This is a genomic window from Thermodesulfobacteriota bacterium (assembly GCA_040754335.1).
Taxonomy (GTDB): Bacteria; Desulfobacterota_D; UBA1144; order Nemesobacterales; family UBA2774; genus 2-12-FULL-53-21.
Genome location: JBFMCV010000003.1, coordinates 378,112 through 402,263, shown reverse-complemented (window position 1 = coordinate 402,263; position 24,152 = coordinate 378,112). Strand labels below are relative to the sequence as shown.

At 53.9% G+C, this 24,152-nt stretch carries 23 protein-coding genes; 7 read left to right on the top strand and 16 right to left on the bottom strand.

All coding sequences use genetic code 11. The features are described 5' to 3' along the window. Positions 1 to 10 precede the first annotated feature (10 nt). Positions 11 to 868 (bottom strand): neutral zinc metallopeptidase, encoded by an 858-nt coding sequence (locus AB1598_08185; GenBank protein ID MEW6144977.1) that lies wholly within the window; start codon positions 866 to 868, stop codon positions 11 to 13. 117 nt (positions 869 to 985) lie between these two features. Here AB1598_08185 and AB1598_08180 point away from each other — a divergent pair, with 117 nt between their 5' ends. Next, complete coding sequence (locus AB1598_08180) at positions 986 to 1,654, top strand: diphthine--ammonia ligase (GenBank protein ID MEW6144976.1); 669 nt, start codon at positions 986 to 988, stop codon at positions 1,652 to 1,654. A gap of 44 nt (positions 1,655 to 1,698) precedes the next feature. Here the strand turns inward: AB1598_08180 and AB1598_08175 are convergent, their stop codons facing one another. Beyond that, positions 1,699 to 1,923, bottom strand: coding sequence for a hypothetical protein (locus AB1598_08175; protein ID MEW6144975.1), 225 nt, complete (start codon positions 1,921 to 1,923; stop codon positions 1,699 to 1,701). Positions 1,924 to 2,005: 82 nt separating this feature from the next. Between AB1598_08175 and AB1598_08170 the strand changes: the two genes are divergently transcribed. Then, entirely contained in the window at positions 2,006 to 2,671 is a 666-nt protein-coding gene (locus AB1598_08170; GenBank protein MEW6144974.1) for a class I SAM-dependent methyltransferase, read from the top strand. A 27-nt stretch (positions 2,672 to 2,698) separates the two neighbouring features. Here AB1598_08170 and AB1598_08165 read toward each other — a convergent pair whose 3' ends face one another. After that, positions 2,699 to 3,214, bottom strand: coding sequence for a hypothetical protein (locus AB1598_08165; protein ID MEW6144973.1), 516 nt, complete (start codon positions 3,212 to 3,214; stop codon positions 2,699 to 2,701). A 165-nt stretch (positions 3,215 to 3,379) separates the two neighbouring features. Between AB1598_08165 and AB1598_08160 the strand changes: the two genes are divergently transcribed. Next, the gene (locus tag AB1598_08160; GenBank protein ID MEW6144972.1) at positions 3,380 to 3,859 is read left to right on the top strand and encodes an acyl-CoA thioesterase; all 480 of its coding nucleotides are present in this window, start codon (positions 3,380 to 3,382) and stop codon (positions 3,857 to 3,859) included. 66 nt (positions 3,860 to 3,925) lie between these two features. On the opposite strand, the gene AB1598_08155 is transcribed toward AB1598_08160, so the two are convergent. Then, on the bottom strand, positions 3,926 to 4,198 hold the full coding sequence (locus AB1598_08155) for a hypothetical protein (GenBank protein ID MEW6144971.1): 273 nt from the start codon (positions 4,196 to 4,198) through the stop codon (positions 3,926 to 3,928). Between the two features lie 114 nt (positions 4,199 to 4,312). Here AB1598_08155 and AB1598_08150 point away from each other — a divergent pair, with 114 nt between their 5' ends. Then, positions 4,313 to 5,332 carry an NADPH:quinone oxidoreductase family protein gene (locus AB1598_08150; protein ID MEW6144970.1) on the top strand — a complete coding sequence of 340 codons (1,020 nt, stop codon included), beginning with the start codon at positions 4,313 to 4,315 and terminating at the stop codon, positions 5,330 to 5,332. An 80-nt stretch (positions 5,333 to 5,412) separates the two neighbouring features. Here AB1598_08150 and AB1598_08145 read toward each other — a convergent pair whose 3' ends face one another. The 11 genes from AB1598_08145 to dacB all read right to left on the bottom strand — a co-directional run bounded on the left by AB1598_08145 (position 5,413) and on the right by dacB (position 18,177). Further along, positions 5,413 to 6,564 carry an AAA family ATPase gene (locus tag AB1598_08145; GenBank protein ID MEW6144969.1) on the bottom strand — a complete coding sequence of 384 codons (1,152 nt, stop codon included), beginning with the start codon at positions 6,562 to 6,564 and terminating at the stop codon, positions 5,413 to 5,415. Then, the gene (gene gspK / locus AB1598_08140; GenBank protein MEW6144968.1) at positions 6,549 to 7,661 is read right to left on the bottom strand and encodes a type II secretion system minor pseudopilin GspK; all 1,113 of its coding nucleotides are present in this window, start codon (positions 7,659 to 7,661) and stop codon (positions 6,549 to 6,551) included. Before gspK ends, AB1598_08145 begins: the two co-directional genes overlap by 16 nt. Before the next feature lie 37 nt (positions 7,662 to 7,698). Continuing rightward, complete coding sequence (locus AB1598_08135) at positions 7,699 to 8,358, bottom strand: prepilin-type N-terminal cleavage/methylation domain-containing protein (protein MEW6144967.1); 660 nt, start codon at positions 8,356 to 8,358, stop codon at positions 7,699 to 7,701. Then, positions 8,330 to 8,764: a prepilin-type N-terminal cleavage/methylation domain-containing protein gene (locus AB1598_08130; GenBank protein ID MEW6144966.1), complete on the bottom strand. Its 435-nt coding sequence runs from the start codon at positions 8,762 to 8,764 to the stop codon at positions 8,330 to 8,332. The genes AB1598_08135 and AB1598_08130 overlap by 29 nt, the downstream gene beginning before the upstream one ends. Then, positions 8,757 to 9,272, bottom strand: coding sequence for a type II secretion system protein (locus AB1598_08125; protein MEW6144965.1), 516 nt, complete (start codon positions 9,270 to 9,272; stop codon positions 8,757 to 8,759). Before AB1598_08125 ends, AB1598_08130 begins: the two co-directional genes overlap by 8 nt. Beyond that, positions 9,269 to 9,697, bottom strand: coding sequence for a type II secretion system major pseudopilin GspG (gene gspG / locus AB1598_08120; protein ID MEW6144964.1), 429 nt, complete (start codon positions 9,695 to 9,697; stop codon positions 9,269 to 9,271). Before gspG ends, AB1598_08125 begins: the two co-directional genes overlap by 4 nt. A 14-nt stretch (positions 9,698 to 9,711) precedes the next feature. After that, positions 9,712 to 10,917, bottom strand: coding sequence for a type II secretion system inner membrane protein GspF (gene gspF / locus AB1598_08115; GenBank protein ID MEW6144963.1), 1,206 nt, complete (start codon positions 10,915 to 10,917; stop codon positions 9,712 to 9,714). A 56-nt stretch (positions 10,918 to 10,973) separates the two neighbouring features. Then, positions 10,974 to 12,653: a type II secretion system ATPase GspE gene (gene gspE, locus AB1598_08110; GenBank protein ID MEW6144962.1), complete on the bottom strand. Its 1,680-nt coding sequence runs from the start codon at positions 12,651 to 12,653 to the stop codon at positions 10,974 to 10,976. Between the two features lie 15 nt (positions 12,654 to 12,668). Continuing rightward, positions 12,669 to 15,380 (bottom strand): type II secretion system secretin GspD, encoded by a 2,712-nt coding sequence (gene gspD / locus AB1598_08105; GenBank protein ID MEW6144961.1) that lies wholly within the window; start codon positions 15,378 to 15,380, stop codon positions 12,669 to 12,671. A gap of 115 nt (positions 15,381 to 15,495) precedes the next feature. Next, the gene (gene gspC, locus AB1598_08100) at positions 15,496 to 16,431 is read right to left on the bottom strand and encodes a type II secretion system protein GspC (protein MEW6144960.1); all 936 of its coding nucleotides are present in this window, start codon (positions 16,429 to 16,431) and stop codon (positions 15,496 to 15,498) included. 303 nt (positions 16,432 to 16,734) lie between these two features. After that, on the bottom strand, positions 16,735 to 18,177 hold the full coding sequence (gene dacB / locus AB1598_08095) for a D-alanyl-D-alanine carboxypeptidase/D-alanyl-D-alanine-endopeptidase (protein MEW6144959.1): 1,443 nt from the start codon (positions 18,175 to 18,177) through the stop codon (positions 16,735 to 16,737). A gap of 202 nt (positions 18,178 to 18,379) precedes the next feature. On the opposite strand from dacB, the gene AB1598_08090 reads away from it, so the two are divergent. From AB1598_08090 to dnaJ, 3 genes are all read left to right on the top strand, one after another. Then, positions 18,380 to 19,093 (top strand): HAD family hydrolase, encoded by a 714-nt coding sequence (locus AB1598_08090; GenBank protein MEW6144958.1) that lies wholly within the window; start codon positions 18,380 to 18,382, stop codon positions 19,091 to 19,093. Positions 19,094 to 19,175: 82 nt separating this feature from the next. Beyond that, a complete protein-coding gene (gene uvrA, locus AB1598_08085; protein MEW6144957.1) occupies positions 19,176 to 21,911 on the top strand; it encodes an excinuclease ABC subunit UvrA in 2,736 nt (911 codons plus the stop codon). A 189-nt stretch (positions 21,912 to 22,100) separates the two neighbouring features. Continuing rightward, positions 22,101 to 23,189 (top strand): molecular chaperone DnaJ, encoded by a 1,089-nt coding sequence (gene dnaJ, locus AB1598_08080; GenBank protein ID MEW6144956.1) that lies wholly within the window; start codon positions 22,101 to 22,103, stop codon positions 23,187 to 23,189. Positions 23,190 to 23,280: 91 nt separating this feature from the next. On the opposite strand, the gene AB1598_08075 is transcribed toward dnaJ, so the two are convergent. Continuing rightward, complete coding sequence (locus tag AB1598_08075) at positions 23,281 to 23,964, bottom strand: hypothetical protein (protein ID MEW6144955.1); 684 nt, start codon at positions 23,962 to 23,964, stop codon at positions 23,281 to 23,283. Positions 23,965 to 24,152 lie beyond the last annotated feature (188 nt).

Here is a 24,152-nt window from a genome sequence, read left to right as displayed (position 1 = left end):
CGATGAGCTTTTATAAATTCCTCGCTTCGAACGTATTGCACGAGTCGATGTCGCCCGAATCGAGTCCCCTCTTGAACCATGCGACCCTCTGCTTCGAGCTCCCGTGCGTAAACGAGTCCGGCGTTACGCGGCCCTGTGATTCCATCTGCAGCCTGTCGTCCCCGATACTGCTCGCGGCGTTCAGACCTTCCTCTATGTCGCCGTATTCGAGTATGTCCCTCGCCCTGTCGGCGTTGTGCGCCCAGACGCCCGCAAAACAGTCCGCCTGAAGCTCCTGCATGACGGAGAGCCTGTTCGCATCCGCCTCCCCGACCCTCCTCTGTGCCCTCCTTACTTGCTCCGATATACCGAGGAGGTTCTGCACGTGGTGTCCCACTTCGTGCGCTATGACGTAAGCCTGGGCGAAATCGCCTGGGGCGTCGAACCTTTCCTTGAGGTCTCTGTAGAAGCTGAGATCGATATAGACCTTCTCATCGGCGGGGCAATAGAACGGCCCCACTGCGGACCGGGCGTAGCCGCATGCGGAGTCGACCGCTCCCGAAAATAAAACGAGCGTCGGCTCCCGGTAGGCGCCGTTATGCGCGGCGAACAGCTCGTGCCAGGTGTCTTCGGTATCGGCGAGAACGACGGAGACAAAATCGGCGAGCTCCTTCTCCTCTTCGGAAAATGGAGCCCTGTCGTAGCTCGAGGTCGGATCGACCTCGGTGAAGGTGATATCGTTTAAGAGATTGACCGGGTCGGCGCCGAGAAGGACCGCGATTATAATAAGCACGAGGATGCCTATACCGCCCCCCGCGGCCCTCCCCGGCAGTCTTACCCCCCTCCTGTCCTCGATGTTCGTGCTTCGCCTGCCCGTTCTCCAGCGCATTTGCGGATCTTTCCTCCCAGCTCGGATTCCAAAAAGTAACATATAATCACGCCTGCATCTACAAATGCTCCGTGCGGATATTCATTAGACGCGGGAGCGTGTTATATTGTAATCCGTATGGACGGGAAGGCTCTTTTCTCCTGGAGCGGCGGCAAGGACAGCGCGCTCGCTCTCTATGAAACCATGGCGAGCCGCGATTACGATATCGTGTCCCTCGTAACGACGGTTACAAGCGGGTACGACAGGATCAGTATGCACGGCGTCAGGAGCACTCTACTCGATGAGCAGGCGGACTCGCTCGGTCTCGGTCTCGAAAAGGTACTGATCCCGCAGAACGCGACTAATGAAGAGTACGAGCTGTCCCTCGAGAAGTTACTCCTGAAATATAAGGATTCCGGCGTGGATTCCGTGGTCTACGGAGACATATTCCTTGAGGAAATCAGGAGATACAGGGAGGAGCATCTGAGGAAGCTGGGTATGCTCGGCGTGTTCCCCGTTTGGGACAGGGATTCGGCAACGCTGGCCCGGACTTTCATCGACGAGGGCTTTAAAGCGGTGGTCGTCTGCGTCGATTCGACTTTACTCGACGGAGGGTTTGCCGGAAGGGAATTCGATAACGATTTCTTAACTGACCTTCCTACGAACGCCGATCCCTGCGGAGAGAACGGCGAGTTCCATACGTTCGTTTACAACGGGCCAATATTCGGGAGGAGGGTGGAGTTCGAAAAGGGGGAAATAGTATTGAGGGAAGGCCGTTTTTATTATTGCGAACTCCTGCCCAGGTGACGGCGGGAACATTAGCGGTTGAATAGTCTAGGCATGGCCGACCTTCAGACCTCGATCACGATCTTATGGGAATGGCTCTTCAGCTTCTTGAGGAATTTTTCGTTGAGCATCGTTTCGGGCGTGTTCCTCAGTATAACAGTCGAGTTGAACATCCTGGCTGTTTCAATGATTTCCTCTATCCGCTCCTCATATTTCCTGGCGTCGATCGAGACGCTGAAGCCTATGTGCATGAGCTCGACCGCGTTTAATGAATCAGATTTTTTCGGCATCCTGGTATCCCCCTTTTTTATTAATGATGAATCAGAAATTACAAAAGGGAAGGCGGCGCATTAAAATAATCCCGAAGGCGGCATGAAGAGAATCCCCGAGCCCGAGCTGATGGACGATCCCGAGCAGGCGTATGCCTACGGCAGGGCGGATTTCGAGGAGCCTCACTCGAATTTCATCGAGCTGCTAATGGGGTTCCTTACTGATGTGGCGCAAATAGATACGATTCTAGATATGGGTTGCGGGACGGGGGACATAACTTTCAGAGTCGCAATAGCGTTACCCGGCTCTAGGATCGACGCGATAGACGGCTCGGCTGCGATGCTGCATTATGCGGAAGAGGGGCTCAAAAACAGTCCCGGACTTGAAGGGAGGGTTTGTTTCATACTAGGGAATATACAGGAATTCGAGCCCGGGAAATCTTACGACCTCATCGTCAGCAACAGCCTCCTTCACCATCTCTCCGACCCGGCTCATTTCTGGCTCGCGGTAAAGAGGCTATCGTCCCCGGGAACCCGGGTCTTTATCATGGACTTGATGAGACCCGCAAGCGTCGAGGAAGCCCGGAGTCTCGTAGAAACATATTCGCGGAACGAGCCAGACATTTTAAAGAGAGATTTTTACAATTCCCTCCTCGCCGCATTCGAGGTAGGCGAAGTCGAGCTGCAGCTTGAAGAAGCGGGCCTCGGCGGATTCGACGTCGCGCAGGCGAGCGACAGGCATCTGATTGTTTACGGGACATTCGAATAGTTCCGGTCCGGGAGTACGCGGTGTACGTTATTGTTCGACAGCGACACGCTGACCTGTAAACGTATCCGAAACGACGTTATCCGGGACCGAGTCCGGGTCGAGTGGGTCTACTCCGGGCTCGTAGAACAGAACCGTGAACTCGCCTTCTATCCCCAGGCAGTTTTTGTCCGTGAACCTTATCGCGGCATTGACCTTGGCGATGTTGAGGAGGCCGCCTTCATCGTCGAACGAGAAATCGAGCGAGGTAGCCGACGCTTCAAGCTTGCCGGTCCTGATCCAGGCTCCCTGCGCATCGCTGAAATTAAGAGAGGGCTGCGCGGAGCTGGTAATGAGGATTATTCCCCTCGCCCCAAGGCTCCAGATGCTCTTCGTTCCGTTTCCCTCCTCCACCAGATAAGTCCCAATGAAGCACTTTGGATACTTGTCGCTACCGCCCGCCAGCGACTCGTCCGGGATGAGGAAGACCGAGAGAGTCAATGAAGATAGAGCTAGGAAGAGATATACAGTCGACAGATGTTTCCTATAAGGTTTACGGTAATTCATATTGTTCTCCATTAACGCGGATTTTTGCTAACTTTACACCCTTTACAGACCGTGAGTGAAGTGTACGTTCGGCAAATCCCTCCGGTTGAAAAACCACGGCGCTCGTTTAGTATATTCCTCGACGCAACATGCAAGCTCAGGCGAGTTGACGCAGGAGGCGATAAATTGGGAAATGAATCGGTCAGGGAAGCTGTCGAAGTTACGAGCTCGGAGCTGGTATTCCCGACGCATACGAACCATTACGGCACGATATTCGGGGGCAGGGTGCTGGAGCTCATGGATATGACGGGAGTTTTGGCCGCCATGAGGTTTGCGGGCCAGGACACGGTGACCGCCTCGATCGAAGCAGTCGATTTCAAGAGGCCCGTGAAAGTCGGGGACATAATAGAAGTCAAAGCCAGGGTCATCTACACGGCCCATACGTCGATGGTGGTGAAGGTGGACGTCTACAAGGTGGGCAAATACAGTCCCGGGGCCGAGTTCACCTGCAGGGGCTATATCATATTCGTCGCCATCGATCCGGACGGAAAGCCGATACCGGTGCCTACCCTCAAACTACTTACTGAAGAGGACAAAAAGTACTGGAAGATCGGAGAAGAAGTGAAAGGCAGGGCGAAGACGAGGCAGGCGAACGAGGGGATATAAATACGATTCCGCCGTTATCATCGACGCGTTCTACGGTCTGTCTCCTTGGAGGCGAAAGTCATACTATTATTCGGGCATCTGCGATTCCATGCGCTCGCAGCTGACTGCGCCCTGCTCGCCTGACGCCCTTTCGCAGTCGTACGTGTATCCCTGACAAAGGGCGGTCCATGTCGCGCTGCCGTCGGGGTTTATTTTATGCTGGATAACCTCGATCATGTCGGGCTCGCACGGCACCTGACCCGGACTAGCGGACTGCTCCTGTAAGGGGTCTATCACATAAGGGTTGCCGCACGAAAGAATCGTGATAAGCACTGCAGGTATCAGCAAAAATCTTTTCATCTCATCACCACCGTCTATTATTTTTTTGTGCCCGTCCGTTTACCTCAGCCCGATTCGTTTATCATAATAAGTCAGAATGCGGAAATTTTCAATTTTGGAACCGGGGTGTGCGATATGAAAGCAATCGTTCTCAGGAAAAGCGGGGGACCCGGCGTTCTACGAACGGAAGAGGTGAATAAGCCGCGGGCGGGGAGGGGGGAGGTAGTGGTCGCGGTAAGGTTCGCGGGCATTAACTACGCGGAGATACTCTCGAGGAAAGGGCTCTACGGATGGGCTCCCAGAAAACCGTATATACCGGGAATGGAATGTTCGGGCGTGATAGAGGAAGCGGGCGATGGGGTCGACCCGTCGAGGGTCGGGGATAGCGTGATGGTAGGGACGAAGCACGGGTGTTATGCCGAATATGTTGCCGTGCCTGAGATCAATGCCGTCCCCGTGATAGATGGATTCAGCTACGAGGAAGCGGCCTCGTTCCTCGTAAACTACATGACTGCCTGGGTCGCGCTGTTCAAAATGGCGAGGGTAAGCAATGGGGATAAGGTGCTCGTGACGGCCGCTGCCGGTGGCGTGGGTACGGCGGCAATACAACTCGCATCCCGTGCGGGATGCGAAGTCTACGGCATGGCGGGGAGCGCGGAAAAGCTGGAATTAATCAAATCCCTCGGAGCTTCAGGCACTTTTAACTACCGCGCCGCCGGCAGCTATAAAGATCTGATCGCGGCAACAGGCGGAGTGGACGCCGTCATAGAGATGGTCGGCGGGGACGTCTTCAGGAGATGCATGGGTACGCTGAAGCCCTTCGGAAGAATTGTAATCACCGGGTTCGCGAGCCTCGATCTGGATAAATGGAATCCGGCCTCGTGGCTCAGGACCTGGAAAGACATACCGAGGATCGATGTAGGTTTATTGGCTGAGAGGTCGATCGCCGTAATGTCGTCCCATCTCGGCCATCTGCTGGACAGGGAGCCCGATAAGATGGCGCATATCTACGGGGAGCTCAGGGGTTTCGTAATCGAGCACCGGATAAGGCCTGTCGTGGGCAGAGTGTTCGGTTTGGAGGAGGTCGCTCGCGCTCATGAGCTCATCGAATCGAGGAAGAGCTCCGGCAAAGTGCTCTTGAGGATTGGTGGGTGATTTATGGTTTAGGATGTGAGTAGCAGGACTGCCGTGTGCGGCCTGTTCCGGTCATCGGAGACTTTGAAAACGAGAACGGCCTAGGCCATCTCCTCTTTGCTCGAAACGAGCCTGTCGAGGATTTCCCTCTGAATGGTTTCTATTTCCTCTTCGGCTGACTTGATCTCGTCGGTAGGCTTTCCCCTTTCCCTGCACTCCTGGACGAGCTCCTCGAGCTTGGCCCCTATGTGCTTTAGCTTCGTCTGGGCTTCGATATTCGCTTTTATAAGCATTTCCTCGCTTTCCCATTCCCGTCTCGAATAAGCGTCGAGCTCCTTTGCCTGGATGAGGAGCTCTCTCAGCCTGTCCCTCCAGCCGTGGAGCGCCTGGTGGACGACCGATTGTATTTCGGCCTTTTCGCCGGGCTCTCTCCATAGAATATTCTCAAGAAAGCGGAGGTCGTCCTCCGTGACCTCGTCCCTTTCCTCGAGGTATGCCTTTGACTTGAGGAGAGAGACCGACTGCTTATACCTTCTGTCGGATGGGGTTATGCCTTTTTTCCCCAGGTCTTTTCTGATCCGCGATATAAGCTTTAATATGTTCGAAGGCAGCTTGACCTTTGCCGCTTCCGCCCTGCAGGCATCGAGCTCCCCGGACGTGATCACACCTTCTTCGGATGAGCCGTTCTCGGTATTGAGCATCTTGAGGAACCTGAAGTCTTCTTTAATGTAGTCGACGACGTACCGGAGAAGGAACCTGTCGTAAAGGGCCTCGAGCTCGTCTTCCTCGGACGGGAGCTCATTGCTCGCCCCGAAAAGAGAGATCAGCGGTATCCTGACCTTTTCGGTGCCGTTATAAAAAATTCTTTCATTCATTATCGTGAGCAGCGTGTTCAGGATCGAGGAGCTGGCTTTAAATACTTCGTCGAGGAACGCTATGTGTGCTTCGGGGAGCTTCCCCGCGGTGACTCTCCTGTATTCGTCGTTCTCGAGCCCCCTCAGGCTTACGGCGCCGAACAGCTCCTCGGGCGTGGTGAACTTGGTGAGAAGCCACTGGAAATAGCGGGCCCCTCTGATCTTGCGGCAGATTTCGTTGGCGAGCTGGGATTTGGCCGTGCCTGGCGGGCCGATAAGGAGCAGGTGGCTTCCGGTGAGGAGGGCGCAAAAGGCGCCGTCTATTACGTCGTCCCTTTCGAAGTAGCGCGATTTCAGATCGTTTCTTATCTTCTTTAACTTCTCTAGAGTTCTTTCCATGTCACGATGTCCACTACGACTTCCTGGTCGCGCCTTGTTTTTTTGAGCACCGCTTCGATTATTCTCTTCGTCGGGTTCTCCTCGCCGAGACTGCCTACTGCCCGTACGTTGAACGTTTCACTTTCACCGCTATCGAGCGTAACACCGACGAGCCCCCCGCTGATCTCGGACGTCTCGTCGACTTTCTTCGCTATATCCCTCGCTTTCTGTATGGTGATTATAGGTGTTTCCTTTCTCGCTTCTATTATCTCGTCCGCGATTTGCTCGGCGATGTCGTCGTCGACTTCCTCTTCATCTCCTTCGCCCTGGCCCGGAACTGCGGACACGGCCGATCCCTTGATTGCCGCCATGATTACCTGCTTCGGAGCCGTGCTGAAATTTATCTTCTTGTCGCGCGGATATACGGTGACGTAGTCCTTGATCCTGGAATAGAATTCGTCGTCCATGCCGTCTATCATCCTGATTTCCTGGACTGTGTCGAGTGGGCCGTCCTTTATCATATAGGGGTTTTCGAGGCTGGAATAAAAAGCCCCGTTCGCTCCCGCAGAGTCCTGATCGTTTTGAGCGCCTTCGATTGGCGCGTCAAGCCAGTTTATAAGACTCGGGATGAATCTGGAGCATTTTCCGTCGTCGACTTCCAGGAATCTGCAGAGCTGAGTAAGCTCGGTCAATACCTGCCTGTCCACCCTGTTCGACGACCGGCTGACGAGCGAGTTCAGGTTTATCTTCGACCTTTCGTCGGTCACTGTAACTGACACGCTTCCTTCCCCGACGGGGAAGTAGGGAACGTTGATGGCCCAGTAGCCGTCCGGGTTTTCGTTCTGTCCCCCGAGTGCGGCCGTCAGCGATGTGAGCTCTTCGAGCGGCCTCGCTTTCAGCGTCCCCGCCGCGACATGGACGCCGGATTTGGCGATATAGCGGGCCTTGATTTCGTCCCGTGTATTTGACGATATCTCTGTATCAATCTGTGTGAAATAAATGAGGTCCGTCACGAGTATCATGAGGATCGCGATAATGATAATCACGATGACCAGGACGATCCCTTTTTCCCCGTCCCTCTGCCTCGCGCAGTTCGTTGATTGATGTGGCTTCATCATGGCCGCCTGATATTTATATCCCGAGAGCTTACCCGTATTAATTGACTACCGGTATAGTCACCATCGTGCTGAACTGGATGTCCTCCCCCCTTGGATTCCTCAGAACGATATTTACATTGACTGCGGCCGGCAACGACAGCGTCTCGTTAGAATTCCACTCTGTCGCGTACTCCTGGGCATCGCCGTCCTCGGGTATTTTCGCAAGGTATGTGAGGTTAAAACCCGTAATACGCTCCGATAGCGCAAATTGAGTGCCTCCGGTATCGGATTCGAGGGTCGGGTTGTCCCTCCTTACCAGGGCGAACAGGTCCGAGTCCTGAATCGGCTCGAGAAAATAGCTTATCTCCGTCTGGTCGGATTCCCTCGAATTCTGGGTCGGCATGCGGGATAGAGACGTGAAGCTCAATTTGCTCCTTTCTCCCTCCGCGGCCCCATAAAAAAACGGGGTGGTAATATTGGTCGACTGCGAATTGACGAGTCCCCTGGGGTACGCATCCGCCAGGTCCTTGGTTATCTTCGACATGATGATCCTTGCCTCATGATAAAGCTCGAGCTCTTCCTCGATCCTGTCCTTCGCCTTGTTTATCTGAAAGAAGGAGGCGTAGAGCACTGTGAGGACTATCGACCCAATAAAAACCGCTAGCAGCACTTCGATAAGGGTAAACCCTTTATCCGTGGTCCGAGATCGCGGTCGCAACTGTGAACTCCTTATTCCCTTCGTCCCAGGAAATGGTAAGTATTACTATCCTTATTTCGGTCCCGAGCTGCTCGATATTGTAAGGCTGTACCGTTAGGTGCCACCTGAACTCCGGCTGCTCCTCGAAAACCCCCTCCTGGCTCCCAAGCTCGGGGAACCCCTCGATCTCGACCTCTCCCATCTTCCGTTGCGCGAGGAACGAAGCGATTGAGAGATTCTTGGATTGCGAGGCGAGGATGAGGTTTTTGTTTACCGCACCGAGCAATATCGCCAGCGACGAGCCGATTATAGCGACAGCGATGATTACCTCGAGAAGCGTAAACCCCGCTCTCCGGGCCGGCGCTCCCGTGTGTAACCGCGGCTCTATTGCGGAGGATTCATTTGCAGCCCTGTCTAGTTTATTCATTCCTCAAAAGCTGTACGTATTCGTCGTATACCCTTGTCCCGCCCGTATAGGGCTTCGTCTCGAGAGTATAGTAGTCCTCGCTGTCGGTCACGAGATGGATGACGGCGGGTTCGACAAAACCCGTGGGCAGGAACAGAATGAATTCCCCGGAGTCGTCGAGCGAGCTTCTCCCCAGTGTGCGCTCTGTGACGACGTCCTTGAAATGGACGCCGCCCGGAAGTGTCCGTTTTTTGTGCAGGTATTCGGTAGATACCACGTACTCGTTGCCGTTCAGCACTTCGACCCAGTACTCCCCCCTGTCGATATCGAAAACGAGCCTGTAGATATTTTTTTTAAATGCCGCTTCGTTGTAGAGATATTTTATCGTTCCGCTCAGGTTCCTGGAAGCGCTCTTTACGTTGATCTCTGTGCTGCTTTTGATTTTCGGCACTGCTATAAATACGAATGCGCCGACCAGAAAAATCACGACCAGGAGCTCTATGAGTGTAAAACCGCTTTGCTTCTTCATTGTATCGCGCGGCTTGTAATGTCGTCCTCTGTCTGCTGCACCGCGTCCTCCCCGATGGAGATAATCTCGTAAGTACCGTCCCCGGTCTGGTCGGGCCCTATATACACGAACTCGTTTTTCCAGCCGTCCTTGGGGACCTGTTCTCCTTCCAGGTATCCGTCCTTTGCATAACAGCAGGGCTCCCTTCCCGTCGTCGGCTGCTGTATTAGGGCGTTAAGACCCTGCTGCGTCTCGGGATAGAAACCGTTGTCGAGCTTGAAAAGCTTGAGAGCCGATTCCAGGTTCTTGATCTGGATCTTGGTCTCCTCTTTCTTGGCCTCCCCGAACCTTCCGATCACGTTCGTACCCACGATATATGCGAGCCCGGCTATGATCAGCAGCACGACCATTATTTCGATAAGCGTGAAACCTCCTTCGGATCTCATAACTCGTACCTCCTTTATCCTATAGTTGATGTCAAATTGAATATGGGCAGGAGAACTGCGAATACTATGAACCCCATCACGGCGCCTATAATTAAAATCATAACCGGCTCGAGAAGGGAAGTGAGGGTGGATACCATCGTTTCGACCTGCTGGTCGTAAATGTCCGCCACCTTGGTGAGCATCTCTTCCATTTCGCCCGTCTGCTCCCCTACGGCTATCATTCGTGTGACGAGCGGCGGGAAGACGCCACTGTCCCTGAGGGGTTTTGCGAGGCTCGTCCCCTCCCTTACGTTGGACCTCACTTCTTCGAGCGTTTTGCCGTAGACCTGGTTGCCCATGACTGCTTCGCCTATTTTAAGCGCGTCCAGGAGCGGTATGCCGCTCGCGAGGAGCGTCCCCAGGGTCCGCGTGAACCTCGATATCACGACCATGGAATTTATTTTTCCGAATACCGGCAATTTCAGGGAGAGCCGGTCGAAGAACATCCTTCCGCGCTCCGTTTTGTTGAAACGGTACGCTCCGAAAACGAGTATGGGGAGCAATACGAGGAGCAGCAGTATGTTGCTGCTGAAAAAACCGCTTACGTTTATCAGTATTACCGTCATGAGAGGCAAAGCCTTCTGGCTGTCCTCGAATATCTTCGCTATCCTGGGTATTACATAAGTCATCGTGAAGAACAGCACCCCGCCGCCTATGAAAAACATGAAGACGGGATATATGAGCGCGCTTTTTACCTTTGAGGTCAGGGCGGCCTGTTTTTCAAGAAAGTCCGCGAGTCTCAGGAGCACTATGTCTAGCGTGCCGCTCGCTTCGCCCGCCCTTACTATGTTTATGTAGAGATCGGAGAAAACGCTCCTGTGCTCGCCGAGGGCATTAGCCAAAGAGCTGCCCTCGCTCACCCTGTCCTTCACCTGTGTCAGTATCTCGCCGAGCTTCGCGTCCTCCGTTTGCTCGGAGAGGGCCGTCAGGGACGCCTCGAGCGGTAGCCCGGCGGAGATAAGCGTAGAAAACTGCCTCGTAGTGACCGCGAGCTCGGAAATTTTAACGCCTTTGAACGGATTAAAGCTCCTCGCTCTCCCCTGTTTGACTTCGTTAAGCGAGGAAAGGAAGACCCCCTGGCGCTTGAGCTTGTCCGTTGCGCCCTTCGGGGATTCCGCATCTACGATTCCCTGGACGGTCCGTCCGGTCTCGTCAATGGCTTTGTATTTGTATACGGGCATATCTTATATATTATCCGATTCTGTTTATAAAAATTGGGGTGATCTCTTCAGGCGGTTTAGATTATGCTTTCTTCTTCTGTAACCCTCATGACCTCGTCGACCGAAGTCAAGCCCCTTGCCACCTTCTCAGCCCCGTCCATCCTGAGTGTGGTCATGCCGTGCTCCATGGCCTTTCTCTTGATCTTGGTAGAGTCGACCTGACTGAGGGTCAGGTTCCTTATATCGTCGTCGATAAGCAGCATTTCGAAAATCCCGGTCCTGCCGCTGTACCCCATATTAAAGCATTTGTCGCACCCTCTGGCCCTGTAGAGCACCCCGTCATCAAGCTGGCTCCTGCGGAGGCCTATCTTCAGGAGCTCGTCGTCGTGCGGCTCATAGGGTTCTTTACAGGAGCTGCAAAGGAACCTGAGAAGCCGCTGGGCGATTACGGCCATAAGCGATGAGGCCACGAGGAAGGGCTCGATCTCCATGTCTATAAGCCTTGTGATCGCGCTCGCCGAATCGTTGGTGTGCAGCGTGGAGAAAACGAGGTGTCCCGTGAGCGACGCGTGGATAGCGATATCCGCGGTTTCCCTGTCCCTGATTTCGCCGACCAGGATTACGTCCGGGTCCTGCCGGAGTATGGACCTGAGGCCGTTTGCGAAAGTGAGGTTTACCTTCGGGTTCACCTGTATCTGGTTTATCCCCTGTATCTGGTATTCGACCGGGTCTTCAACAGTGATGATCTTTTTGTCGGGAGAGTTAATCCTTTCGAGGCCGGCGTATAGCGAAGTCGTTTTACCGCTGCCCGTAGGGCCGGTGACCAGTATGATGCCGTGAGGGCGCTGTATAAGCCCTTCGAAGATATGGAGCTTCTTTCCGGCGAGCCCCAGGTCTTCAAGAGAGAGGAGCACGGAGGACCTGTCGAGTATCCTCATTACGACGCTCTCTCCCCATGTGGTCGGAACGGTCGATATACGTACGTCGACGTCCCTTCCCGCGACCTTGACCCTGATCCTTCCGTCCTGAGGCTTCCTCTTCTCGGCGATATCGAGCTCGGCCATGATCTTGACCCTGGATATTATCGACGCCTGAAGCTTTTTAGGTACGGTGGTTATCTCGTGGAGTATGCCGTCCTTCCTGAACCTGACGGAGAGCTCCTTCTCGAAGCACTCGAGGTGTATGTCGCTCGCTTTTTCCTTCACCGCCTGAAACAGGAGCGAATTGACGAACCTGATTATCGGGGCTTCGTCTTCGGCTTCGAGGAGGTCTTTGGGCTCCTGGAGGTCGTATTCCGAGATGCCTGCCGAATCGTCCTCGATCCCTTCCGTCATCTCCTTTCCGCGCTCATAGACCCTGTTGATCGTGTCGAGGACGATGTGGTTAAGCGCCAGAACCGGCTCGATCTCGCACCCGAACAGCGACCTGACCTCATCGAGGGCGTAGAGGTCGAGCGGCGGAGACAGGATGATGATCACCTTGCCGTTCCTTTTCTGAAAGGGTATTAACCTGAATTTCTTCGCGAAGCTGATCGGGAGCGTCTTTACGAGCTCGCCGTCTATTTCCCGCTCGGATATCGTCAGCGTGTAAGGGAATTCATAGAATTCGGAAAGCACTTCCAAGACTTCCTTCTCGTCGAGAACCCTCGACTTGATTAATACTTCCTCGAGGCTTTCTCCGTTTTTCGATAAAAGCTCGTCAATTTTGGGGAGCGCGGCGGGATTCCGCTCGCCTATTATTTCCTGAATGCTCTTCATATCAATAACTCAAGATCAGTTATCCTCTCTGTTAAACCCCCTCTCCTGTAAAAGCATATTGCGTCTTTGCCTTTCTTCAAGTATCCGCTGCATGTCCTGCTCGTTCTCGACGATCCTCGGAGTAAGGAGTATCATCAGATTGATCTTCTGGCTCTCTCTCTGCTTGAATTTGAACAGGTTGCCAAGCACCGGTATGTTGCCGAGTACCGGCACCCTGTTCTGAATCACGCTCTCCCTGTCCTGTACGAGTCCGCCGATTACTATAGTCTGTCCGTTCTTCACGACTACTGAGGAATCGGCGGTCCTTGTCGTGGTGGCGATACCGAACTGTGCGGTATTGAGGCCCTGTACCGGCGCCTGCCTGATCGCAGAAACTTCCGTCAGTATATTGAGGTTCAGGAAGTCGCCCTCGCTTATCTGGGGTACAATGGATAGCCTTATGCCGACGGGCTCACGCTGGATCGTCTGCACGGTTACTCCGCTGTCTCCGACCGTGCTGCCCGTAGGGAACGGTATGACGTCCGCGACGATGATCTCGGCAGGCTCGTTGTCTGTCGTAATAATGCTCGGTGTCGATAATACGTTTACGTCGGTAAGCGAGGTCAATGCCTGGAATAGCGCGCTGAATGACGGTATCGGGGGGATGGGGCCCGAGCCGTCGGGATCCACTTCCTCGCCCAGTACGCCGAGGAACAGGCCGGAGAGGCTGCCCAGGACGTTTACGGATGCTTCGGGGTCGGCTTCGACCGCAAGGAGGCTCGGGACTCCCGGCAGCACAGTGCCGCCGAAGCCCAGTGTATCGCCGTTTACCGTGAACCCGATGCTCAGATTGGTCCCGAACGACCTGATCTTGTCCAGGCTCACTTCGAGAATCGCGGCCTCCACGAACACCTGCTTTCTCCTGACGTCCAGTTCTTCGATCACTTCTTTTATTGTCTCGTAGTCCCTTCTGGAGCCTATAAAGATAATGGAATTAGTCGACGGGTCGGACGTAACCCTGAGCTCGTCCGTCTCAGCCACCACCGTAGAGCCGCTCGATGTGCCCCTCTCGATCGCCTGCCTGGCCGTGGAGGAGCCGGTTCCTATTGTAGATGACGTCCCCAGCGCTGAATCGGTCCCGAAGCCGGAGGTACGCTGAGTCCTGTCCGCGCCGATCCCCGTTCTGGCCCCGCTCCCTCCGAACAGGCTCGCGAGCACGGCCACGATCGATTCGGCGTCGGCATTCAATACCCTTATTACGTAGATGCCCTCTTCCGGCTCCGCGGTCTCGACGTCGAGTATCTCTATGACGGCTTTAATTTTTTTCATGTCGTCCGGATATGCTATGACGATAAGCGAGTTAGTCCTTTCGTCCGTGATTACTTTAAATCCGACGGCCGCGTTCTCGCCGGTCGTTTGGGACGTTATCGCGGGTGTTTCCGCCCTGCTCTGGGAGCCGGGAAGGCTGCGTGTGCGTGTCGCCGACTGTCTTTGCGACTGCTGGGTTTGTGCAGGGGCGCTCGATGCCTGGGATGCCGTTCCCCCGAATATCTCGACGAGCTTTGCCGCTACTTCAGCAGCATCGGCATTATGTATCTTTATGAATTCTATTTCGGTCTCTACATCCAGGTTGTCGATTATTTTCAGAATCCGGTTCAGGTTGTCCACCGTCTCTACTATGATAAGCGTGTTGGTTGCCGGATACACTACTATGTCTCCCTCTCGGGAAATCAGGGGCTTCAGAATGTTCGCCGCCTCGCTGGCCTGTATGTTCTTAAGCTGGACCAGCCTCGTTATAAAACTGTCGGATGACTCACCCAGCTCAGTGCCAACTTCAGTAGGGATGCTGGTTATTTTTATGTCCCTCTTCGGCACGATTATATTGGTGCCGTCCTTTTTGACGACCGAGAACCCGTTCAGGCTCAGGATCGTTTCAAAGAGCTTCATCGCGTTTTCTTTCTTAAAGCCGCCGGGCGCGATTACAGTGACCTTCTTTCCCTTTACCGACTCGTCGAGTATGAAGTTTTGTCCCGTGATTTCGCTGATGGTCTGAATCAGGTCCTGCACGTCCATTTCCGACTGCAGATTGACGATCTCGCCGTCGGTTACGACGATTTCGGGTTTTTCTTCGACTGTTCCGGTTTCCGCTTCGGTTTCGGGGGGCGTTTGAGTTCCGTTTTCTTTTGGTAACATCTGCTGAAGACTATCCCGCGTGCGGGGGCTCTGTGTCTGCTGCCGTCGCCGCCTATCTCTTTGCTGAAGGAGGTTTTGTCTCCTCTGCTCGATTTCCTCCTGCCTGTCGGAGGCAGGCTGATCAGTCGCGTTCTGATAACCCGACGGGTCTTGCTCCTCATCGCTTAGAGATTGAGTCATGGTCTCGGAGTCGCCTGGGTCCCCGTAGGGGGCATAAGTGTCGCTCCCTGCGATTCGAAGCTTTTCGGTATCGCTCCCGGCGGGTATGTCGATATACTCGCCTACCGACAGCTCATCCTTTGTCAGGCCGTTAAATTCTTTCAGGTCCTTGACCGACACCTCAAACCTTTCCGCGATCCGGGATAAGGTGTCGCCTTCCCGTATCTTGTAACTCGAGTCCTCTTCCCGGTCGGAGCCTGCGGACTTCTCGTCTCCAAGCTCGGTAGTTTGTGCCGAGTTCTCTTTGATTATCGTTTTTTCGTGGTCCGTGTTGACGTAGACGTATAGTGTTAAAAGGAATCCAAGAATCAGAATATTGATCAGCAGCCCTCTCATTATTATTCGGTCCTCACACTCCGCGTACGCTCATCCCTGTCTCTGTTTGAGTAATCAGATCGTATACGGCGCATCATCGAATATCGGCAGCGAACCCGAGCATCCGGACGCTCTTCTATCTAACATTGTACTCATAAGTGTACTCTTTACCAGCCCTTGTAAAATCTATCGTGAAATTACTCTGTGACCTCAGTTCTTCAAAAACGCTCAGGGCTTTTTCCACGTCGTTTAATTCGACGTTGTTTATTCTATGCAGGGTGTCACCGTTTTTAATTCCGATCTTCCAGAATATGCTGTTCGACCGTATTCCGAAAAACCTGAGTCCGTCCTCCTGAGGTATTACGCGCGCCTGCTGAATAATATTCGTCGGGTCGCTGAGCACCTCTTCGAGCAGCTCCCTGCTGACCTCGTATTCGTTATCCCCGATTTTATTTATTCCTTCGTTTTCGGAAGACCCCTGCGGACTTTCCGAGCCCGTTCCCCTCGCTTGTGTCCTCCTCGCGGGAGGGGCTTGCGGGGTTGTGGATGCTATTTCCCCGAGGTCCTTGCACTTGATAGTCTCCCGTCCGGTCCTCTGCCGCTCTATGACTACCTTGCAGTTCATCACTTCTATCAGCTTGACGTTCTCGGACGTGATAATCCCTATGGTCTCCCCGCTGCGGTAGCCGTTGACCTTGTTATCGTCGGGGTTCTTTATGATGGCCACCGACGAGGAGTCGTTGTTGATGATCGTCCCGAGGAGGACTATGTTGAGCGTGCTGTCGGGCAGGGCTTCCTGGCTCCCTCCGGGGTACCCCGCATCCGATAAATTGGTGATGCCGAAGATGTTTCTCGTGAGTATCACCCGGTAGTAAGATACAGGGCGTTTTACGCTCGATTCAGGTTTGCTCTTTCCGTCGTCCTGGAGGAGCTTTTGAGATGCCGCAGCGCGAGGCGAGCTTATCATGCCCTCGATTTTCTGGTTTACGGTCGCGGCCGCCAGGTAAGCGAGTCCCGTAAGCAGGCATAAGTTAATTACCCAGACATATTTTTTTAAAATCGTAACGAGCATTTAAGTAGAAAGGTTAATTTTACCTAAAAAAATAAAGTTTTTTACTTTATCTGTCAAGCGAAACTTCTTTGCATGAATGACGGAGTATAATTTGTCGTTGAAGACGTATCCCATTGCTTTGTGGCTGAAGCGATGATGAATCTCGCTTACACGTTCCTGAAAATTGAGCCAGATGCGACACGGTCTCGAATTTTCATTTAAAATCAATAGACAATGGTGTAGGGAAGAATTCCCTGCCTCTGATTACAATGTACTTTTTGATTTGCCAAAAATCAATTCCGGAAATCCGATTATCTTGAACATTTAATTGATTGTCGAAGTGCCGGCTGTTGCTGCGCCGCAGCACCCTACGAGCTCGGACAGAAGACTATTCTGGAATTCCTTGGTCTTCCACCCCAGTCCGTTATCAAGGATCGAGAATACCAGAACATCGCCCTGTTTTGTAAAAACATAGCCGGAGAGGGCTCTTACATTGTTGAGATAGCCGGTTTTAGCCATTACCCTGCCCTGGACATCCGACTGACGGAACCTTTTCTTGAGCGTCCCGTCCACGCCCGCTATCGGAAGGGAATCGATGAAGTCTGATGCGATTATCCTGTTCGTGTAGGCGTAGCTTAAAACTTCGGTCAGGGTTTCAGGAGAAACCCTGTTCAGGAGCGACAGGCCGGAACCGTCGACCACCCTGTACCCGTCTTTGATGCCAATCTTTTGGAGGAACTCGGAAATTACCGACGAACCGTTTTCCCACGACCCGGGTGCGCCTTTGAATTCCGCGCCGAGTGTCTTTATAAGGTTTTCGCCTATTATATTGACGCTGTTCTTGTTGTACTCGGTTATGATCGCCGACAGGGGATCGGAGTAGTGCGTGTAGAACTCGGTGGCCCACCTTGGCACATCGCCCGCTACAACAGGGCCCGATACCTTGATGCCCGCCTCCTCGATAGCGTTTTTCAGTATGTTGCCCGTAAGGAGCGTCGGGTTCTGGACAGGGATTTTGAGAAGGACGGATGCTTTCGGCTTGATTCTTCCGCCCACTATTATAGTCTGATCGTCCTTCCAGGTGGTGGTAAGCGCGCTCTGTTTGGTGCTGGTGACGGCGTTGTTTATTATCGCTATGCCGGAGCCGTCGGGCAGTATCGAGACATACGGCCTCTGCCCCGATTTGGAGGCCGTGACCTTGACCTCGATCGTATTATAGTTGAAGGAGAGCGCACTGATCGGGGGGCTGTAAAAATCGTTCGTCCATTCCTCTTTCCATCCTTCCGCCCGCCTTACTCTGCTGAAATACGAATCGTCGACCGTTATTCCGTCTTTGATCTCCCTGATCCCTCTTTTCTTGAGCTGGTAGACGATGAATCCCAGGTGCGGTTCGCTCAGGGTCGGGTCTCCGTAGCCCTTGATGTAAAGGCCGCCGTGCAGCACTCCGTTCGATATCCCGCCTCCGCTGTAAAACTCCGTCTTGAACCTGTAATCCCTCTTCAGGAGCGAGAGCGATGCCACGGACGTGATGATCTTTTCGTTAGACGCGGGTATGAAGAGGCTCTGCGCGTTGTGTTCGTAAATCGTTTCACCGGAGGTGAGAGACTTTACGACGACGCCGAGCTTGCCGTTGTTCCTCGCCTCCTTGGGAAGCAGGGTGTCGATCTTAGCCGTATAGGCGCTGGTTGTGCTGTTGACCGGCAGCGCGGTCTCGATCGAAACTGTTATGAGCGCGACCGCGAGCAAGGGAGCGAAATACCATCTCATATTAGGGAAAATATTCTAACATCTCCGTAATTTCATTGCAAAGAAAAAATAAAATCTTATCGGAACCAGTCCGATCAGAATTCCGGTGACTACGGAAATTATCGCCTGCTCGCCCCTGCCATTGCATTACCGTCCGTGGAATTAGTGGAACTTAACACATATGCTATCATTTTCTTTATCGGGAGCGCGCGAGGAAACGTCAATGGCGTCAGGGAAAATAGAGAAGTCCAAAAAGGCTTTCTTCTTCGATTTCGGCGATACGCTGGCGTCGACCGATCCGCCTTTTATATTCAGGATAGCAATGGCTATGAGGAAGGCGGGATTCGACATTACGGACAGGGAATTCGAAGCGGAATACGTCAAAGCGGATTACAAGCTGTTTTTGAAGCACAGGGAGATGGGAGGCATCAGTCCGAGAGAACACCGGGAATGGTTCTTTCCCATTCTCTATGAATCGCTTTCGCCCGCCGCCGATATCGACAAGTTCCGGGAACGTGTCAGAAGGGAGATGAGCGAAATCGGTTTTTCGAGGTCTCTCCTGCCGGGCGCCGCGGGGCTCCTTGATTTCCTCAAGGGAAAGGGTTATTTGCTTGCCGTCATATCGAACAACGACGGCTATACGGAAGAGAAATGCGAGGAAGTGGGCATCCGGCAGTATCTTGATTTCGTTTTTGATTCGACGAGGCTGGATATGGTTAAGCCCGACGCCCGGATCTTCAGATTCGCTGCGGACAAGATGGGGATTTTTCCGTCGGAGGCGGTACACGTCGGCGATATGTACGGTACGGATATAAGGGGGGCATTAAACGCGGGCGCGGACGTCGTATGGTTCAACGGAAGGAAAATCGAGAAATTCGATGACACCGATGTCAAGGAAGTAAGCGAGCTTTCCGAAATAATCGGACTGGTCGATTAATTCAAGGGTCGTCCTGCAGGCGCGAGCCGTCGACAAGGACGGTTTCGACTCATCATTGCAATCGTATAAAAGGGCGCTGTCAATGGAAGGCGAGATAAGAATCGAGGGAGCCAGGGAAAACAACCTGAAGGATATAACAGTCTCGATACCCTGGCATAAATTTACTGTCGTAACGGGGCTGAGCGGCTCGGGAAAGTCGTCGCTCGCCCTCGATACGCTTTATGCGGAGGGGCTCAGGAGGTATATCGAGTGCCTGTCCACGTATGCGAGGCAGTTCCTCGAGCGCGTCGACCGTCCCGATATGGACGATATATCGGGGCTCCCGCCGGCGGTTGCAATAGAGAGCAGGAATACGGTCAGGAATTCGCGCTCGACCGTGGGCACGACGACGGAGATCTACGATTATCTGAGGCTCCTTTTCGCGAAGATCGGCAGGATCTACTGCCCCGAATGCGGCAGGGAGGTCAGGCACAGGTCTCCGGGGGACATAGCGGGTGAGCTGCTGAGAGACCAAGAAGGGAAGAGGGCTTTAGTGACGTTCCCTCCCGGCAACCTGAATCTCACGCCTGCCGAGCTCCTCTCGAACGGCTTTAGCAGGATCATAACTGCGGCGGGGGACATTGAGGAAGTCGAGGGCCTGTCGAAGGTCCCGAGGGGTTCGGAGATAGTTCTCGACAGGATTGTACTGGATAAGAAGTCCCGTTCCAGGATCGTCGGCTCGCTCGAGCTCGCATTCGAGGAGAGCAGGCGCGTGAACGTCCGCATAGTCGGCGGCGAGACCCTTACATACTCGGCCGATCTGGAATGTCCGGCGGGCCATATGCGGTTCAGCGAACCGAGCCCCCTCCTTTTTTCATTCAACAGCCCGCAGGGCGCCTGTCCCGAGTGCAAGGGGTTCGGCAATATACTGGGCCTCGATCCCGACCTCGTTGTCCCCAACCCCGAAAAAAGCCTTTCACAGGGAGCAATAGAGCCCCTCACGAAGCCGTCTTCCAGGCCCCAGATGAGGAAGCTCCTCCGTTTTGCGGAAGAGAGAGGGATATATACGGACAAGCCTTACAAGACGCTCCCGGATAAAGAAAAGGAGCTCATCTTCGAAGGCGGAGCAGGGTTTCCGGGCGTCAGGGGTTATTTCAGGCATCTCGAGGAAAAAAATTACAAAATGCACGTGAGGGTATTCCTCAGCAAGTACAGGTCGGCGTTCACATGCGACGCCTGCCGGGGGTCGAGGCTCGTAAAGGAGGCCCTCTGGGTGAAGGTCGGGGGTCTCGACATCCACGAGCTTTCCCTGATGCCGATAGACAGGCTCGGGAAATTTTTCGAAAAGCTCGAGCTTAGCGACCATGAAATGAACATAGCCCAAGAGATACTGAAGCAGATCGAATCGAGAATAGATTTCCTCATAAAGGTCGGCCTCGAATACCTCACGCTGGCCAGGCTTTCGAGGACGCTCTCCGGGGGAGAGGCGCAGAGGGTGAATCTCGCGTGTCAGCTGGGCGCCACGCTTACCGAGACCCTTTACATAATGGACGAGCCCTCTATCGGGCTCCACCCGAGGGACGTCGACCGTCTCATCTCCCTCATCAAGGAGCTCAGGGACAGGGACAATACTGTAGTCGTTGTGGAGCACGATTTCGAAATGATAAAGTCGGCTGACAATATTATCGAGCTCGGGCCCCTCGCGGGCGAGAGGGGGGGCGACATTGTGTATCAGGGAGATGTGAGGAAGCTGCTTAACGACTCCGTCGATTCTCTGACGAAGAGATATATAACGGGCAAGGCGAAGATCGTGCCGCCCTCGAAGAGACGCAAGGGGAGCGGGAGGTCGCTCACAGTTACGGGAGCGCAGGAGAACAACCTCAAGAACCTGACCGTCTCGTTTCCGCTGAGGACGTTCATATGCGTTACGGGCGTGTCGGGCTCGGGGAAGAGCTCCCTCGTGAGCGACGTGGTTTACGCTGCGCTCGCCCGGAAATTCAGGGGCGAAGTCGAGAGGGTCGGGAGATACAAAGATATCAAGGGGGCGGAATACCTGTCCGACGTCATAATGCTCGATCAGAACCCGATCGGGAAAAGCTCGAGGTCGAACCCGGTGACCTACATAAAGGCGTATGACGAGATTAGGAAGACGATGGCCGGCACCTGGCAGGCGAGATCGAAGGGGCTCACTCCGTCCCATTTCTCGTTCAACGTCTCCGGGGGGAGGTGCGAGACCTGCGAAGGCGAGGGCGTGCAGCAGATAGAAATGCACTTTCTGGCCGACGTGTTCGTGACGTGCGAGGAGTGCGGGGGCAAGCGGTTCAATAAGGACGTGCTGTCAGTACGGTACAGGGACAGGAACATAGACGAGGTACTGGCTCTCACCGTGAACGAAGCTATCAATTTCTTTCACGAAGTCCCTGCTATAGGCAGGAAGCTCAAGATACTCCAGGACGTGGGTCTCGGCTATGTGAGGCTCGGCCAGGCGGCGCCCACGCTTTCGGGAGGGGAGGCCCAGAGGATAAAAATAGCGAGGGAATTGGGGAGGAAGGGAGGGAAGGACATACTCTATATACTCGATGAGCCGACTGTCGGGCTTCACGCCGAAGATGTCAGGAAGCTTCTCGATGTGATCAACAAGCTCGTCCTTGCCGGAAATACCGTTCTTGTCGTGGAGCATAATCTCGACGTTATAAAGTCAGCCGACTATGTGCTCGACCTCGGGCCGGAAGGCGGGGAAGAAGGCGGATATATAATCGCACACGGCACCCCCGAAGAGGTCGCGGATTCGGATAAATCCCACACCGGCAGATACTTAAGACAGTCCTTATCCTCCTGACATTGCGATGATTATTTCCGCCCGTATCGATGCGTCAGCTTCATATTGGGAATCGAGCTTATTTTCCTATAAAATTACCTGCTCGATACCGGGTTCAGAGCCGTTTGCTCCGCATTCGCCCGCTACACGGGCTTGAAAAACAGGAAATGATTTTTATATATGAAATAAGAACGGGTACGGGTTTCTCATATGCCTAGAGAAAAAAGGGATTATTACGAAGTGCTCGGCGTCGAAAGGGGGGCAAGCCAGCAGGACATAAAAAAGGCCTACCGCAAGCTCGCCATGCAGTATCACCCCGACCACAACGACGCGCCGGATGCAGAGGAAAAATTCAAGGAGCTCTCGGAGGCATACGGCGTCCTCTCCGATTCCGAAAAGCGCTCGCGCTATGACAGGGGAGGGTTCTCCGCCCTGGACGGAATGTCCGCGGAAGATATTTTCAGCGGGATCAACTTCGGCGACATTTTCGGGGGAGGGGGTTTCGGAGGCAGCATTTTCGACGAGATATTCGGGTTCGGGAGAAGGAGGGGGCCTGCGAGGGGCAGGGATATTGAGGCGGAAATTACGGTGCCCCTGAAAAGGATACTCACGGGCGGGGAAGAGACGATCGTGTACAGCCGCAGGGTGGCGTGCGCCGACTGCGGAGGGTCAGGGGCGAAACCGGGCACACAGCCCAAGAGCTGCTCCGAGTGCGGCGGGTCGGGTCAGAAGGTCTATACGAGCCGCCAGCAGGGGATGACTTTCCAGCAGGTAGCCATTTGTCCGAAGTGTAAGGGACGCGGCTCGATAATTGAGGAATTTTGCCAGACCTGCAGTGGGAAGGGGGACGTCGAGCGGAAGAGCGAAATCAAGATAAAGGTGCCGGCGGGGCTTGAAGAGGGCACGACCCTTCGCGTAACGGGACACGGAAGCCTGAGTCCCGAGCCGGGCGGCCAGCCGGGAGACCTGCTCGTTACCGTAAGGACGGAAGACGACCCGAGGTTCGAGCGGAGGGGCGAGCACCTCTACAGGATGGAAAACATTCAGATCGCAGATGCCGTGCTGGGCACTAAGCTCGACATACCCACGTTAACGGGAGAGGTCGAGATGAAAATCCCGGCAGGAACGCAGCCGGGTACCGTAATGCGCATACCGAACGAGGGGTTGCCGGGTTTCAGGAGCGGCAGGCGCGGGGACATATACGTGAGAATCCAGGTCGAAATACCCAAAAAGATTTCTCGAGAGGAAAAGGAGCTTTACAACAAGCTGAAAGTGCTCGGCGGCGAGAAAGTAAACTAATGCCGGCCTGTATCAAGACCAATAACCGGGAAAACATCATATTCCCGGCATCTATTTTTAATAAGAAATTAAATTGCGGTAACTCAAACCGTCACTCGCCTTGCTGCAGCACGGGGAACTGGAACGACATCGTGCGGAATACGGGCGTGCCCTCAATTCCGTAACCTATATCAAGCGTGACCTCCGTCACTTCAGCCGGTATCTGCTTGAAAAATATGTATCCCCTGACGGACGCGTTCGGGGCGATAGAGCCGGGCGCCAGCGCTTCTGTGAGCACGTCTTTCGTGCTCGGCTGCTGCGCGTAGTAATATACGGGCGGCGGGTAATACCATATCGGACTGAAAGCATAGTACCCGAATGGTCTCCAGTATGGTCCGTAGTACGGTCCCCAGCCTCCCCTGTAAAAACCCCCGTAATAACCTCCCCCAATTCCTATAGATACATTGGGATATGCGGGATAGGCGTATACGGGCGCCGAAGACCGGATTATGTCCGCCACGGTCTGAGGGTTGAGCGGGACGTACTGCGTCCTGAACTGGTCGAAGAGGATAATGTCGCTGTAATCGAATCCGACTGTCCGGCCTGAGAAGTTCTCTATCTCTATGTAAAAGGGCGTAACATAGTTCTGGAGGTTTCCGGGAGATCCCGTCCAGTATGAGGGGATAACCGTTATCCTCACGCCGTCCTCGCTCGTTTGAACGTTAGGATTCGGCGCGAAAGGAGGCGGCGGAGGGATATTGTAGGAGGGATAGCATGAGGTAAGGAAGACTATCATAAGGGCCAATCCGGCGGGGGAAAACGAAGCGAGTCGGGGGCTAGATTTCATGTTCAGTCCTTTCTGAGGTCGAGATCGAAGCCGTCATATAAAAGTATATATGATGAATTATCCCGTTTCTTGTAAGTATCTTTTCTATTTCCACATTCATTTGGATTACACTTCCATATTTGCTACAATAACCTTCA

Excerpts from the sequence above, each read along its gene's own strand:
- AB1598_08185 (MEW6144977.1), bottom strand. The coding sequence starts at position 868 with ATGCGCTGGAGAACGGGCAGGCGAAGCACGAACATCGAGGACAGGAGG.
- AB1598_08180 (MEW6144976.1), top strand. The coding sequence starts at position 986 with ATGGACGGGAAGGCTCTTTTCTCCTGGAGCGGCGGCAAGGACAGCGCG.
- AB1598_08175 (MEW6144975.1), bottom strand. The coding sequence starts at position 1,923 with ATGCCGAAAAAATCTGATTCATTAAACGCGGTCGAGCTCATGCACATA.
- AB1598_08170 (MEW6144974.1), top strand. The coding sequence starts at position 2,006 with ATGAAGAGAATCCCCGAGCCCGAGCTGATGGACGATCCCGAGCAGGCG.
- AB1598_08165 (MEW6144973.1), bottom strand. The coding sequence starts at position 3,214 with ATGAATTACCGTAAACCTTATAGGAAACATCTGTCGACTGTATATCTC.
- AB1598_08155 (MEW6144971.1), bottom strand. The coding sequence starts at position 4,198 with ATGAAAAGATTTTTGCTGATACCTGCAGTGCTTATCACGATTCTTTCG.
- AB1598_08150 (MEW6144970.1), top strand. The coding sequence starts at position 4,313 with ATGAAAGCAATCGTTCTCAGGAAAAGCGGGGGACCCGGCGTTCTACGA.
- AB1598_08145 (MEW6144969.1), bottom strand. The coding sequence starts at position 6,564 with ATGGAAAGAACTCTAGAGAAGTTAAAGAAGATAAGAAACGATCTGAAA.
- gspK (MEW6144968.1), bottom strand. The coding sequence starts at position 7,661 with ATGATGAAGCCACATCAATCAACGAACTGCGCGAGGCAGAGGGACGGG.
- AB1598_08130 (MEW6144966.1), bottom strand. The coding sequence starts at position 8,764 with ATGAATAAACTAGACAGGGCTGCAAATGAATCCTCCGCAATAGAGCCG.
- AB1598_08125 (MEW6144965.1), bottom strand. The coding sequence starts at position 9,272 with ATGAAGAAGCAAAGCGGTTTTACACTCATAGAGCTCCTGGTCGTGATT.
- gspG (MEW6144964.1), bottom strand. The coding sequence starts at position 9,697 with ATGAGATCCGAAGGAGGTTTCACGCTTATCGAAATAATGGTCGTGCTG.
- gspF (MEW6144963.1), bottom strand. The coding sequence starts at position 10,917 with ATGCCCGTATACAAATACAAAGCCATTGACGAGACCGGACGGACCGTC.
- gspE (MEW6144962.1), bottom strand. The coding sequence starts at position 12,653 with ATGAAGAGCATTCAGGAAATAATAGGCGAGCGGAATCCCGCCGCGCTC.
- gspD (MEW6144961.1), bottom strand. The coding sequence starts at position 15,380 with ATGAGAGGGCTGCTGATCAATATTCTGATTCTTGGATTCCTTTTAACA.
- gspC (MEW6144960.1), bottom strand. The coding sequence starts at position 16,431 with ATGCTCGTTACGATTTTAAAAAAATATGTCTGGGTAATTAACTTATGC.
- dacB (MEW6144959.1), bottom strand. The coding sequence starts at position 18,177 with ATGAGATGGTATTTCGCTCCCTTGCTCGCGGTCGCGCTCATAACAGTT.
- AB1598_08090 (MEW6144958.1), top strand. The coding sequence starts at position 18,380 with ATGGCGTCAGGGAAAATAGAGAAGTCCAAAAAGGCTTTCTTCTTCGAT.
- uvrA (MEW6144957.1), top strand. The coding sequence starts at position 19,176 with ATGGAAGGCGAGATAAGAATCGAGGGAGCCAGGGAAAACAACCTGAAG.
- dnaJ (MEW6144956.1), top strand. The coding sequence starts at position 22,101 with ATGCCTAGAGAAAAAAGGGATTATTACGAAGTGCTCGGCGTCGAAAGG.
- AB1598_08075 (MEW6144955.1), bottom strand. The coding sequence starts at position 23,964 with ATGATAGTCTTCCTTACCTCATGCTATCCCTCCTACAATATCCCTCCG.